Here is a 13,961-nt window from a genome sequence, read left to right as displayed (position 1 = left end):
GATCGGTGGGGACAAGCTGATCGAGCGTCACCATCTCGAGAGCTGTCTGATCCGGGCCGGGTTTCTTCAACATGAAACCAGTGAATCAAAAACCCCCGGCTAACGCCAGGGGTTTGTCAGCAGTCTGAGGCCGGCGGGAAACCCCGCCGGCCTTTTACCTTGGCCCGTACCGTTGTCTGCCGGATAATCCCGCACAATCAGGTCAGCCAACTCCCCTGGAAAGCCTGCTCACCTAGAAGGAGTAGGAGATCCCCACCCCCGCCATGAACTGGTCGGCCGACCCTTCCCGCGTCACGATGGGGCTGTCGGCGGCGTCGGCGAGCAGCCTGGAATATTGCATCCGGCCCATCACGCCCCAGCGCTCGGTGACGTTGTAGTTCGCCATCATACCAATGCTGACGTCTTTTATCCCGCCGGAGGCCGTATAGGCGGGAAGGCCCGAGCGTGCCGCGCCGGCGCTTGTCACACCAAAATAGGTATCCATGTAGCTGTCGGTGGCAAAAGCGGTGGAGACATCCACCCCGATCTGGACGCGCTCTGAAACGGCGACCATGTAGGACGCCCCGACTGTCCCTCTCGCGCCATCGGTGCCACCGCTGATATCCGCCATCAGCTTCGCCGACAGTTCCAGCATGTCCGATTGGGCCAGCAGACCCTTGAACTGGAGCTTGGCGAAACCACCGACTTCAAATGCCCCGTCGATGGCATCCAGCCGGTCCACCACATTGTTGGAAACACCGTCCCGGCCAAGATTGTACCCGGCCACCGGTCCCAACTGAAAAACGGCGTCCGGCCGCAGGTTCAACGCCACTTCCGGACCCAGGATCTGCAGTTCAACGCCATAAGCCCTCAAGGTGGCGAAGGCGAACGGAACGGCGGCGTATTCCGTCGAGCCTTCAAAATCCGGTGCAACACCGCCTCCCAGCAGAACCATTCCATGAATTCCCTTTGACCGCTCGGTATCGGCATCGTTCAAATCCGTGGCCAAGGCGGGTCCGGCTGCACAGCTTATCAATGCCAGCTTGAAACCCGCGATCAGGATAAGCTCCCTGTGATTGCGCAAATTCATAACCTCCGATCAATCAAATGCCGCTTCACCGGAAAGCTGCTCCCTGCTGGCAGGCGCGCCGGACGACAGGGAGACTATGATTGAGCGCGGTTTTTTCAGAAACTCGCTTTTCGCACCTGCGAAATAGCCGGGGTCGCCTGCAAATTAAAACCCTAACTATTTGTTCTAATTATAATTATTTCGATCCTGCGACACACATCAAATTCGAGAACTACCGGCCGCTCGCGTTCCGGTCACATTTTTGACCAATCTCTGATCTGTATGAATGCCGATGGAAAAAGGGGTTATGCGTGCAAATACATCTTAAGCCGGGACAGAGGCGGCAGCCGAAGCAGCTTCGTTCACGCTTGATGGTGGAGACCATTGTCGAGGCTGCCGGGCAGATCTTCGCCGAATCCGGCTACGAATTGGCCACGACCAATCAGATCGCGGAGCGCGCGGGAATCAGCATCGGCTCGCTCTATCAATACTTTCCAAACAAGGATTCCCTCATATTCGAGGTGCAGAAGACGCATCGCGAGGAGCTGTTGCGTTCCCTGAAATTGGCCATAGCCGATTCCCGGCATCTATCCTTTCGCGAGGCCATCAAAGTTGTCGTTCACGCCAGTCTGGACAGCCACTCGAAGCACCCCAAACTGCACGCCGCGTTCGAAGAATGGATACCGTTCAGCACCAAGCTGATTGACCGGACCCGTTTCGAGGAAGACATGGTGTTGCTAATCACCGATTTTCTGAAGGAAAGACAGCTTGTGTCCGACAACGCCCGGCTGAAGCCGGCTGTGTTTGTCATCATGAACATGTGCCGCTCGGTGATTCACGCGTTCCTTTACGCCGGCCAGGCGGAGTGCGACCGAGAGGAGATCGTGAGCCATCTCACCGACAGCGTTCTGGGATGTTTAAGGTCCCTGGAAAGCCCCGGCATGGAGATGAGTTCGGATTAGGGCGCGGACTCCCGAGACTATGCTTTCAGGCATCAATCCGGCAAAGAAGAGCGAGGAAAGCCTGAAGAGCCATGCCGGCGCACTCCAGGCCGCGGAAACGCAAACAGGCACAATTCGCAAAAATCACTCTGCTCCATTCAAGGATGTTCAATCGTTGACGACACCGGCAATCACCCAGTCCACCCCATCCTGAATGAGCTGATAGTGGCAGGTGAATTCGAAAACCGCTTCGCCGTCGGCGGATTCCTGTACCCAGTCGAGCGTCACAAGGGCGGCGGAACCGCTGACATGGCTGGAAGCGACATGGAAATCGGACTGGGTCACCTTTTCCTTTTCCAGCGCCTTCAACAGGGCCTCGATGTTTTCGATCAGCTCTTCCTCATCGTTGAAAACATGACCCTTCTCATGCTGCCAGATGATTGCCGGCAAGGCGAAACAGTCGCAGATCCGGTCGATGTCGTAGTCGTTGAACCCCGCCTGATAATCGTCGAAGAGCTGGGCAATCGCCTCCTCCGCGTCGCCGTTCGCATTGGCACCCGCGTCGTTCTTTTGCCCGTTGCCAGTGCCCGCAATACCACCGTCATCCGCCATGACTGCCTCCCGAAAGGAACAGGGGCCGCGCCCGTTCCGCCAAAGTCCGGCTCACTACATCAGTGTCAGAGCATAGCGCGCTCGCGCACATGCGAAAAACAGACTCCAACGCATTAAGACCGTTCGATTTTTTAGCTCTCTTGCCAAGTCACATCAATTCGGCCCGATCCCGCGCCGCATCGGGATCCTCGCCGTCATCGTAGCCGATCATATTGAGGGGACGGGCGTTTCGTCCATTCATTTCACACCAATGCACAAGAGCTTCTTCCGCGCCATGGGTGACCCAGATCCGTTCGGCCCCGGTTTCCAGAATGGTGCGGCACAGGTCGTCCCAGTCCGCATGATCGGAGACGATCAGGGGTAGTTCGGCGCCGCGCTGACGGGCGCGGGCACGCACCCGCATCCAGCCGGACGCCATCGCTGTAACCGGATCGCCGAAGCGCCGCGCCCAGCGGTCGCTGAGCTGGCCCGGCGGGCAGAGAACGATTTCCCCCCGCAGCTCCTTGCCGCGTTGGCCGACCGGCTCTACAGACCCGAGCGCGATGCCCTGGCTGTGATAATAGCCGGTGAGCTTTTCCAGGGCGCCGTGAAGATAAATCGTCTTCTCATAGCCGGCCGCGCGAAGTTCGCCGATGATCCGCTGCGCCTTGCCAAGTGCATAGGCCCCGACCAGATGTGTCTGCTCCGCAAAGAGATCCAGCGAAGACAAAAGCTTGGCGATTTCCCGGTGCGCCGGCGGATGACGGAACACGGGCAGTCCGAACGTCGCTTCGGTGACAAAGGTGTCGCAAGGGACCAGTTCGAAGGGCGCGCAGGTCGGATCCGCATGGCGTTTGTAATCGCCGGAGACCACGGTGCGCCCTGCCGGTGCGCTCAGCAGAACCTGCGCGGAGCCGAGCACATGGCCTGCCGGGTGCAGGGAAACGTCCACATCGCCGACCTTGATCTGTGCGCCATAGGCGATTTCCTGGGAGGTACCGCAGAAATCCGTCCCATAGCGGATCGCCATGATGTCCAGCGTCTGCCGGGTCGCCAGAACGGCGCCGTGGCCCGCACGGGCATGATCGGCGTGACCGTGGGTGACGATCGCCTTTTCCACCGGCCGGACCGGATCGACATAGGCGCCGGCTTGCGGACAATAAAGGCCTTCCGGCATGAGGGTGAGCAAATCGGACATCGTTCGCTAGATAGGTCTGTTTCGTCGCTTTACCATGCCTTGTCCACAACCGCGGCTCTGACAAGACCGCGCGTGATCACGGGAACGGGCCCAAGGAACACAAAGTGAACATTTCCAGATCCCTCCCCTCGCCTTTTCACAGGTCCTGTCCTAAAAAGGGCCGATGGACGCAGCGCACCTTCCCGACCGTTTCCAGAACTGGTTCGCCTCGAGGGGCTGGACCCCGAGAGCGCATCAGCTACAGCTGATCGACCATCTTTCACAGGGCCATTCCACCCTGTTGATCGCCCCAACGGGCGCCGGCAAGACGCTTGCCGGATTCCTGCCGAGCCTGGTCGAGCTGGAAAAACGCGGCAAGCGCAAGCCCGGCGTGGCGGGCAACGGCATTCATACGCTCTATATTTCGCCGTTGAAGGCGCTCGCCGTCGACATCGCCCGCAACCTGGAAGCGCCGGTCACGGAAATGGACCTTGCGGTCAAGGTGGAAACCCGGACCGGAGACACGCCCTCCCACAAGCGCCAGCGGCAGAAACTCAATCCGCCGGATATTCTCCTGACGACACCGGAGCAGATCGCGCTGCTTTTGTCCGATCCGGCTTCGGCGCGGCTGTTCGCCTCGCTGAGGACCGTCATTCTGGATGAGCTGCATGCGCTGGTCACCTCCAAGCGTGGCGATCTTCTGGCCCTCGGACTGGCGCGGCTCAGACGCCTGGCGCCCGGGCTCAGAACCATAGGGCTGTCGGCGACGGTCGCGGAACCCGATGACCTGCGTGCCTATCTGGTGGACCAGCCGGACACGGAGGCACGGGCGCTTGCCCATCTGGTCCAGGTATCGGGCGGAGCCCAGCCGGATATCTCCATCCTGGACTCCGAGGAACGCCTCCCCTGGTCCGGCCATTCCTCGCGCTATGCCATTCGAGACATCTACGGCCTGATCAAGACGCACAATGTTTCGCTGCTGTTCGTGAACACCCGCAGCCAGGCGGAGATGGTCTTTCAGGAACTGTGGCGCATCAACGACGAGACGCTGCCGATCGCGCTGCATCACGGCTCGCTCGATGTCGGTCAGAGGCGCAGGGTGGAAGCCGCGATGGCCGCCGGCAGCTTGAGGGCAGTCGTTGCCACGTCCTCTCTCGACATGGGGATCGACTGGGGCGACATCGACCTGGTCATCAATATCGGCGCTCCGAAGGGGGCAAGCCGGCTGGCGCAGCGGATCGGCCGCGCCAATCACCGCATGGACGAACCGTCCAGGGCCGTCCTGGTGCCGGCCAACCGGTTCGAGGTGCTGGAATGCCAGGCGGCTCTTTCGGCTTCCAGACGCGGCGAACAGGATACGCCGCCCCTGCGCAACGGAGCGCTTGACGTGCTCGCCCAGCATCTCCTGGGGCTCGCCTGCGCCAATCCGCTGGACGCGCTTGCCACCTATGAGGAGATCCGCTCTTCGCAAACCTATCGTTACCTCGACTGGGAGACCTTCGAGAAGGTGCTCGATTTCGTCGCCACGGGCGGCTACGCGCTCAAGACCTACGAGCAATACGCCAAACTGCGGAAGGGCAAGGACGGGCTGTGGCGTATCGCGCATCCGAAGATCGCCCAGCAGTACAGGCTGAATGTCGGCACCATCGTCGAAGCCCCCATGCTGAAGGTGCGGCTGGTCAAGTCCAAGGCCGACGGACGGCGGGCTCCGGTCGGCCGCGGCGGGCGGATGCTGGGCGAGATCGAGGAATATTTCATCGAGCAGCTGGCCCCGGGCGACACGTTCCTTTTCGGCGGAGAAGTGCTGCGCTTCGAGGCGATCCGGGAAAGCGAGGCCTATGTCTCGCGGGCGAAAACCGACAACCCGATGATCCCCTCCTATATGGGCGGCAAGTTCCCGCTCTCCACCTATCTGGCGGCAAGTGTGCGGGCCATGCTCGCGGATCCCGAAAGCTGGAAAGAACTCCCCGACCAGGTGCGCGACTGGCTGGAAATGCAGAGAGAGAAGTCGGTTCTGCCCCGCAAAGACGGACTGCTGGTGGAGACGTTTCCGCGCGCCGAAAAGCATTACATGGTCTGTTATCCGTTCGAGGGCAGGCTCGCCCATCAGACGCTCGGCATGCTGTTGACGAAGCGGCTGGAAAGGCTGGGCGCGCAGCCTATGGGCTTCGTCGCCAATGACTATGCGCTCGCCGTCTGGGGCCTTCGCGACCTGTCGCTGCTGTTTTCGTCCGGCCGCCTTCCACTGGATGACCTGTTCGAACAGGACATACTCGGCGACGACCTGGACGCCTGGCTGGCGGAGTCCAGTCTCATGAAGCGCACCTTCCGTAATTGCGCCGTAATTGCCGGGCTAATCGAGCGCCGTCATCCGGGGCAGGAGAAGACGGGCCGGCAGGTCACCGTGTCCTCCGACCTGATCTACGATGTGTTACGCGCCCACGAACCGGACCACATCCTCCTCAAGGCCACCTGGAACGACGCCGCAGAAGGACTTCTGGATATCTCGCGTCTGGGGGAACTTCTTGCCCGGATCAAAGGACGAATCACGCATACTGGTCTCCCGCACGTCTCTCCCCTCGCCGTGCCAATTCTCCTGGAGATAGGAAAAGAACCTGTCTACGGGGAAGCCATGGACACGATATTGGAAGAGGCGGCGCAAGAACTGGTTCTGGAGGCGTTGGAATGAGTGCACTCACGTCACATTTGCGCAACTACACGGCTGCGCCGGTGTGTCATGACATTCCGATCAACGGCCAGCTTGTCGGTCTGCACGACAGCGGCGTGCTGTGGTGGCCGGACGAAAACACCCTTGTCGTCGCTGACATGCATCTGGAAAAGGCGTCCAGCTATGCAAGGCGCGGCGTGCTGCTGCCGCCTTACGACACCGGGGCGACGCTGGAAAAGCTCGCCGGCGTGATGGACGCCTTCGATCCGGCGCGGGTCATCTGTCTCGGCGACAGCTTTCACGACGCCAAAGGCTCCGACCGCCTGCCGGCTCCCTACCGCGCCATGCTGAGCACCCTGCAACTCGGCCGGGAATGGATCTGGGTTACCGGCAATCACGATCCGGTCGCGCCCGTGCGGCTTTGCGGCGAAACCGTCGACGAGGTGTCCTTCGGTCCGCTCACCTTCCGCCACGAACCGGTCGAGAAGATCGGCTCTCAGGAGACGCAGGGCGAAATCTGCGGCCACCTGCATCCGGCGGCCCGCGTGCGCCGTTTCGGCCGGTCCATCCGCCGTTCATGCTTCGCGACCGACGGCACCCGTCTTGTCCTGCCCGCCTTCGGCGCCCTCACCGGCGGCCTCAACGTGACCGACGAAGCCTACAGCATGATCTTCCGCCGCCGTCAGTTCTCCGTCTTCCTGCTCGGCAACGACCGCCTGTTCCCGTTCACGGCCAGCCGTCTGGTCGGGGATTGATACCAACCTCAATAAATAGGAACCTATTTGACCGCGACTGGATCCTGTTCCGCGAGGAGCGTGTTGCAGGGCGATGTGGGACATCGGCCAAGACGCGCGACGTGGCGGAACAGGTTCCAGTCGCGGCCTTCGGTGGCTTTTTCCAGCCCGCCGGACAGCGTTGCGCTGCTTGAACGGCCAAGCAGGCCGTTCTGTGCAACGCGCCTTGCCGGCAGACAGGAAAATGGCCATCAAATGGGTTCCTATTTATTGAGGTTGGTATGAGGCGCAGGAGCCCAGCCCGGTCGGTTCCGCCTGACGCCAATTCATCCGATCCGCCCGCATACTGAGGAGGACCGTCAGGTCCGTCTCGAAGGAACGGTATTTCGCCTCTCAGCGTATACCCCGCCGTCCCGGCCTCGAGCCGGGTCCCGCCGCAGCGGTGAGTTGGCTCCGGCTCGGGGCTGCGATCATTCTACAGATAGATGCTGCGCCATGTGCGATCGCCCTGCGCTTTGCTCGAAGCGGGCATGAACGGTATTCCGCGGCTCAGACCTCAATCCCGCCTGAAAATCACACCCGCCAGCCAGCCGGTGAAAATGGCGAGGCCGACCGCAAGGAGGCCATAGACCAGCGGATAGTACTGGGCGAGCTCGAAGGTGATCTGTTCGAAACCGATCTTGGCGACCGCCAGGGTTTCCTCCGTGCTGGATACCACTTCGCCCTTCTGGAACAGGAAGCTCTTCACCTTGTATTCGCCGACCGGGATGTTGGCCGGCAGGGGAATGTTGGTGCGGAACATCGTGTCGGTCAGGAACTGGATCGAGGTTTCCTGTTCCGAATAAAGCCCCGTTTCCTCACGCAGGCGGATGAAGGCCTTGCGGAAATCGTCGCGGTCCGCCAGCGGCACATTCGAGACGCCGGAAACGGCCAGGTTGATGTGATTGAGACCGATGCCCAGCTCGTCGAGGAGGTCGCGGTCGGCCATGGCGCCGATATCGATGGTGCTGGCCACCGCATAAAAGGACGGAACATGCTGGAACCGCTCCGCCTGCCGGTTGACCCAGACGCCGAGAAAACGCCCCTTTCTCCTTGTGGTGATGTCCTGCGGCGGACCTTCGACCACGATGGCCAGGTCAAGGCTGCTCGGATCGTTCGGCTGACGTTCGATGTTCTGAGCCTGACCGAAGATCACGATTTCCGTTCCGGTGAAGTTCGACTGGATGGAAACCACATCCGAGGACAGGGAAGTGACCAGATCGTTCTTTTGCTGCGCGCCGGAGGGGGGACAGGCCGCGAACAGAACGGCGGCGGCAAGGAAGGGCTGAAGAAAGGTGCGGTGGATCATGCGCCCGCACCCTTGCGGATAGCGATGGAATAAAGGTCCTCGGGGATCAGCAGCAGGTCGACGGCAAAGCGCAGTCCGACCCCCATCACCAGCAGCGCCAGCAGAAGCCGCAACTGGTCACCGCGCAGGTTCTGCCCCATGCGCGCGCCGAACTGCGCTCCGATGACCCCGCCGATCATCAGCGTCATGGCCAGAACGATATCGACAGTCTTGGTGCCCATGGCGTGGAAGATGGTCGCCGCGGCCATGGTGAAAAGGATCTGGAACAGCGAGGTGCCGATCACGATGCTGGTGGGAACCCGCAGCAGATAAATCAGCGCCGGCACCATCATGAAGCCGCCGCCGATGCCGAGCACCGTTCCCAGGAAGCCGATGATGGCGCCGAGAGCGACAACGGGAATGACGCTGACATAGAGCTTCGAGCGGCGGAAACGCACCTTCAGGGGAAGCCCGTGGATCCAGTTGTGCTGGCCGGGCCTGCGGGCCTTGGGGGCCACGCCGGACTTGCGCCGCCGGATCGCCCTGATCGACTCAAACAGCATCAGACTGCCGATCGCGCCCAGGAAGGTCACATAGGAGAGGGAAATGACAAGATCGAGCTGGCCAACGGATTGCAGCACCTGGAACAGGATCACGCCGATCAGGGATCCAAAAACACCGCCGGCCAGCAATATCGTCGCGAGCTTGAGATCGATGGCCTTGCGGCGCCAGTAGGTGACAACGGCGGAAGCGGACGAGGCCACGACCTGGGTGGTGACCGTTGCAACGGATACCGCCGGTGGAATTCCGGAAAAGATCAGCAGCGGCGTGAGCAGGAAGCCGCCCCCGATGCCGAACAGGCCCGACAAAAAGCCCACGGCACCGCCCATGCCGAATATCACGAAGATATTCACCGGTATCTCGGCTATGGGCAGATATAATTGCACTGGATCACGCCAACAGACTGCAGATGGAACCGCATGATGACTATATTAAATTGGTTAAAGACCCGTGCGCGCAGGCCTGTCAACCAGCCAGCGAGCCTGTTCCGTTCGGTTGCGCGATTTTAGGCCCAAATCAGCCGGTTTACGATCAGATTGCCTGACTTTTCAGCTCTTCAAGCAACCGGGCGTCGACTTCACCGGTTTCCGGCAGGCCAATGCTGCGCTGGAACGCGCTGATGGCGCTGCGTGTCCTGGGTCCCATCTCGCCGTCCGGCGTGCCGGTATCGAAGCCGAGATAGTTCAGCTTGTCCTGCGCCTCGCGGATCATCGACGTGTTGTCGACAGTATTAACGGATGCCCTGGACGCGGGAAGCGAGGCGCTGTCCGCCCAGTCCGGTTGCATGGTCACCTTGTTCGCGGCCGCATCCGGTGTCTTCAGCTTGAAGTTCTCCACCGCGAGCCGGGCATTGGCCAGCGTCTCCTGGTCCATCATGTTGGCAACGTCGTCGCGGCGCTTGGCGGCTTCCGGATCGCCCTGATCGGCGGCGATCGCAAACCACTTGTAGCTGGCCACAAGGTTCTTATCGACGCCGATACCGCCCGCATAGAGGATGCCCAGATTGAACAGGCTGTCCTTGACGCCGTAATTCGCGGCGTTCTCGAACCATTTGGCCGCGGCCGCATAGTCGGGCTCTCCGCCGCCGCCCTCGGCAAACAGAACGGCAAGATTATGCATCGCCTTGGCGTTGCCGGCTTCCGCCGCCTTCATGTACCAGGCCTTGGCTCTGGCAAGATCCTTTTCGACGCCGCGGCCCTTTTCATAAAGGCTGGCCAGACGGTATTGCGCCGGCGCCAGACCCTTGTCGGCGGCTTTCTGATACCAGACGGCGGCCTTTTCCAGGTCGGCCGGAACGCCGCTGCCTTCGGTATATTTCACGCCGACCAGGAATTCCGCCGCGGGATCGCCGCCGGCAGCGGCGCTGCGCAGGGCCATCGGTCCGATCCCTTCGGGCGGCAGATTTGCAATCAGGCCGGTCGAGGACTGGCCGGCACCGGCCACTTCGGTTTCCTTGGAACTTTTGCCCGCCGCGTCTGACCCGCTCGGGCTGAAGGTCGACGGGTTTTCTGTTTTTCCGGTTCCGAAGCTGCTGGCCACCCCGGCCGGCGGTGCAAAGGTCAGTTCGGTGTCTGCATCCTGAGAACCGTTGGCGGATGCCTGCTGAACCTTCCCGGCCGCCGGAACTGGATCCGCCACAGGTGCGGCAGAAGGATCGGCGGGCGCCGCGGCGGCGCGTACCGGCTGCGTTTCAGGGCGGGAAACGGTGGTGGCGTCCGAAGCCGGTTGCGGCTCAACGGACCGTGCGGCGGCGGCTTTCGCAGCGGCGGCGGCCAGATCCGTCTCGAGGTCTTCGGGCAGCGCTTCGACAGTCTCTAGCGTTTTTTCCGCCGTGGAGGCGATCTGCTCGCCTTCATCGGCCCCACCGGTCGTCAGCCGGTAGACCTGCAGCGTTCCGATCAGCAGGACAACGGCGGCTGCGGCGTAAAGAATAGTGCGGCGGCGGCCACCGGAGGACGGCGAAAGCTCGGGCGCCGGACGGTCGCCCGGCAGAACCCTGGAATCCTGCGCCTGGAATTCCTTGTCCGCGATATCCTCAGCGCCGAGTTCCAGATCATCGGCCGGTTCCGCCGCGGTTTCCCCGGAGACGGCCGGCTTCTCCCGCCTCAGAACATTGCGCAGCCAACCGACCCGCGCCTTGCCGCGTTCCTCGTCGGCGGTCTCCGATCCGGCGCGGCCTTTCGGCTTTTTGTCGAGCCGGGCGGCTTCCGCGGAGGCCGCCTGCGCGGCCCGGCGGGCGGCGGCGATGAAATCGGCCTTGCGGTCCCGCGTACGCATATCGGGACGGGCGGCATCGTCGGCGGACGTTTGCCTCCCGTCTTCTTCCGGGCTTGCCGGCAGCACGGGCTTGGTAAAGACAGGCGTCCGATCGGCGACCTTGAGTGGCGAGAAGCTTGCGGCAGGCGCGGCGGCGATGGTTTCCGAGCGCTCCAGATTGTCCAGGCGCTCCGTCAGCGACCCGAGGACGGACTTGACGCCGTCAAAGGTGTTACGGGTGCGCTCATCGCCGCCTTCCGCCGCATCAAGCAAGCGCCGAAGGTCGCCCTGCAGGGCATTGATTTCCTCGTCATATTGCGAGCTTTTCGCAGCCGGCAGGTTCGCAACGGCTTCCGTCGCCGCTTGCCTGGCGATTTCGACAACGTCCGCGCGGGTCTGCTGCAGCCCCTGTTCTATCCGTTCCAGAACCGGCGAGAACTGCTCGACGCCGAAGGCCGTGGTTGAGGAGTTTTCGAGCTGTTGCGCAAGCGCGGCGACTTTTTCGCCAAGCTGCTCGAAACGGCCGTCATCCGTAAGCTCTCCGCCTTTGGTAACGACCTGGGCGAGATCCGCGATCCGCTGCTCCAGCGCTTCGGTCGATGCGGGCGCGGCAACGCTGGCCCGCATGGACCCGATTTCCTCGCGCAGTTTGTCGAGGTCCGCCGTCGTCACCGTGTCCGACGGCTGATCGAGCCGCGCGGTCAAATCGCTCAACCGGTCCTGAAGCTGCGACAGAAATTCATTGTCCGCTTCTCCGCCACCCTTGGCATTCGCCTTTGCCGGGCGCGAACGGGAAGTCTTCTTTTCGATGGCGTCGATCTTGCCGGAAATCATTTCCAGCCGCTTCTCCAGCGCTTCGAACGCTCCGGCGTGCGCGGACGGCAACGGGGCGGCATGTTCCATGCGCTCCAGGCGGTCGACGATATCGTCGAGACGCCGGTCGACCCGGGAGAGGTGTTCGTCGCCCGACGGTTCGGCCCGGTCGTCGGACATCATGCCGACAATATCTTCCAGGCGGCCCTGGAGCCGGGCAATCGTTTCCGGCTCCGGCATGCGGTCTTCCATCGCGGAAAGGCGGCTGTCGAGGCCGCGCTGTTCGCGCGCCAGGACTTCCAGATCGTCCAGCCGTCCGGAGACGAATTTCATACGGTCGTCGATGCCTTCGACTAGCCCCTTTATGTCGATCTGCTCGACAAAGCCCCGCACTTCCCGCAGTTCCGCGCGAAGAGGTTCGATTTGCGCATGGTCCTTGCGCTGCAACAGCTCTTCGACGCGTTCGGCGATGGTGACGATCCGGTCCTCAAGCACCACCATGTGCTCGGACCGCGGCAAGGCCGCGAAGGCATCTTCAATCTCCTCGAGGCGTGCCGTCACGCTGCGCAGAACCCTGGGGTCCACCGACGCGCGGGAAAGCTCGTCAAGGCGCTGCAGGATATGGGCGTATCCGTGCTCCAGGGTCTCCAGGGCACCTTCCACATTTGTACGGCCGACCATGGACTTGAGTTCGGAGACTTCCTTGCGGATTTCCCGTGCCAGATGGTCCGTCTTCTTGTCGTTCCGCAGACGTTCCACCATGTCGGCGAGGCGCCGCAGTTCCGCATTCTGCCGGTTGACCGTTTCACTGGTGCCCTGCGACATACCGCCCAGGGCGTCGCGCAGGGAACCGATTTCCTCACGCACCTGACCGAGGACCTTTTCCTGCGGCGCCCTCAGGGCGTCGATACGCCGGCCAAGGTCCTTGTACACATGGTAAGAGGCGTCGTGGCGGTCACGGCCACCGCGTTCGCGGGGTGGCGGCGCGGGATCATAATAGTCCTCGCCATAATTTTCGTTTCCGGCGTCCTCATCCTCGTCGTCGTAATAAGGATCGGAAGGGTCCTGATAACGATCCTCCCGGAGGCTGTCGATCGCGTAGCGGCCGGGCCGCGAACGCGGCCTTGAAGACGCGCCCTGCGGCTTCTCAAATCCACTGCCGCCTTCAAGGCCCTGTACCTGTTCATCCAGACGGTCGAGCGCGCCAAGCACTTCGTCCACTCTTGAATCGTGCGCGCTCTCGCGTGCCGGTGCACGGCGGCGCGGCGCCTGACGGGGCTGACTGTTCTGGCGGGGTTGACTGTTCTGACGGGTCTGACGGTCGGACCTGACGGGGCGTTGCGGCGCGGCGGATTCCTTTTCCGACAACAACCGGTCGAGCTCATCGGCCACGGCATCGAGATCCTCATCCCGCTCATCCATGCGGGACTCGCGCCCGCCCAGTGCGGTTGCGGTACGAGTCAGCCGTTCAATACGGTCACGAGCGCGTTCGCGGCGCGGTGACTCGTAAAAGTCGTCACCTTCATACGCATCGCGACCGCGGCTTCCTGCCTCGTGTTTCTTCCAAGCCGGCATATCTTGACCCTGGGCTTACGGCTTTTCTAACCGCTGATGGAACAGGCCGCGGCCATTTTCCATCGATGGCGGAAAGGACGCAGCGTTTTAAGAGACTTTGTCGATTTAGGGTAAACAGGCCGTTAATCGGCGTTGCCAAATGCGAAAACCGGCTGATTCCACTCGCAAACAACCAGGAGGCGCATGTGGAGAAAACCGAATCGCCACGCTGCCGATGACGCATTTGCCACCGTATGCCCGGCGCGACTGGACGTTGACGCAAACGTAAGC

At 62.0% G+C, this 13,961-nt stretch carries 9 protein-coding genes; 3 read left to right on the top strand and 6 right to left on the bottom strand.

Annotation, left to right across the window (positions count from 1 at the left end; all coding sequences use genetic code 11):
• Positions 1-232: 232 nt before the first annotated feature.
• Positions 233-1,069 (bottom strand): MipA/OmpV family protein, encoded by an 837-nt coding sequence (locus CLV41_RS06940; RefSeq protein ID WP_103221429.1) that lies wholly within the window; start codon positions 1,067-1,069, stop codon positions 233-235.
• Positions 1,070-1,359: 290 nt separating this feature from the next.
• Here CLV41_RS06940 and CLV41_RS06935 point away from each other — a divergent pair, with 290 nt between their 5' ends.
• Positions 1,360-2,010, top strand: coding sequence for a TetR/AcrR family transcriptional regulator (locus CLV41_RS06935; protein ID WP_208987308.1), 651 nt, complete (start codon positions 1,360-1,362; stop codon positions 2,008-2,010).
• A 147-nt stretch (positions 2,011-2,157) separates the two neighbouring features.
• On the opposite strand, the gene CLV41_RS06930 is transcribed toward CLV41_RS06935, so the two are convergent.
• Together CLV41_RS06930 and CLV41_RS06925 are read right to left on the bottom strand one after the other, a co-directional pair.
• On the bottom strand, positions 2,158-2,601 hold the full coding sequence (locus tag CLV41_RS06930; protein WP_103221427.1) for a YybH family protein: 444 nt from the start codon (positions 2,599-2,601) through the stop codon (positions 2,158-2,160).
• A gap of 148 nt (positions 2,602-2,749) precedes the next feature.
• Positions 2,750-3,778 carry a ligase-associated DNA damage response exonuclease gene (locus CLV41_RS06925; RefSeq protein WP_103221426.1) on the bottom strand — a complete coding sequence of 343 codons (1,029 nt, stop codon included), beginning with the start codon at positions 3,776-3,778 and terminating at the stop codon, positions 2,750-2,752.
• A 163-nt stretch (positions 3,779-3,941) separates the two neighbouring features.
• Between CLV41_RS06925 and CLV41_RS06920 the strand changes: the two genes are divergently transcribed.
• Positions 3,942-6,446, top strand: coding sequence for a ligase-associated DNA damage response DEXH box helicase (locus CLV41_RS06920; RefSeq protein ID WP_103221425.1), 2,505 nt, complete (start codon positions 3,942-3,944; stop codon positions 6,444-6,446).
• A complete protein-coding gene (pdeM, locus tag CLV41_RS06915; protein WP_103221424.1) occupies positions 6,443-7,180 on the top strand; it encodes a ligase-associated DNA damage response endonuclease PdeM in 738 nt (245 codons plus the stop codon). The genes CLV41_RS06920 and pdeM overlap by 4 nt, the downstream gene beginning before the upstream one ends.
• Before the next feature lie 535 nt (positions 7,181-7,715).
• On the opposite strand, the gene CLV41_RS06910 is transcribed toward pdeM, so the two are convergent.
• The 3 genes from CLV41_RS06910 to CLV41_RS06900 form a co-directional block, all read right to left on the bottom strand.
• Positions 7,716-8,507, bottom strand: a complete 792-nt coding sequence (locus tag CLV41_RS06910; RefSeq protein ID WP_103221423.1) for a TIGR02186 family protein — start codon at positions 8,505-8,507, stop codon at positions 7,716-7,718.
• Positions 8,504-9,433 (bottom strand): sulfite exporter TauE/SafE family protein, encoded by a 930-nt coding sequence (locus CLV41_RS06905; protein ID WP_103221422.1) that lies wholly within the window; start codon positions 9,431-9,433, stop codon positions 8,504-8,506. Before CLV41_RS06905 ends, CLV41_RS06910 begins: the two co-directional genes overlap by 4 nt.
• 145 nt (positions 9,434-9,578) lie before the next feature.
• The gene (locus CLV41_RS06900) at positions 9,579-13,538 is read right to left on the bottom strand and encodes a peptidoglycan-binding protein (RefSeq protein WP_208987307.1); all 3,960 of its coding nucleotides are present in this window, start codon (positions 13,536-13,538) and stop codon (positions 9,579-9,581) included.
• Positions 13,539-13,961 lie beyond the last annotated feature (423 nt).

The organism is Roseibium marinum (genome assembly GCF_002906165.1).
Classification (GTDB): Bacteria; Pseudomonadota; Alphaproteobacteria; order Rhizobiales; family Stappiaceae; genus Roseibium; species Roseibium marinum.
This window is presented reverse-complemented; position numbering and strand designations above follow the sequence as displayed.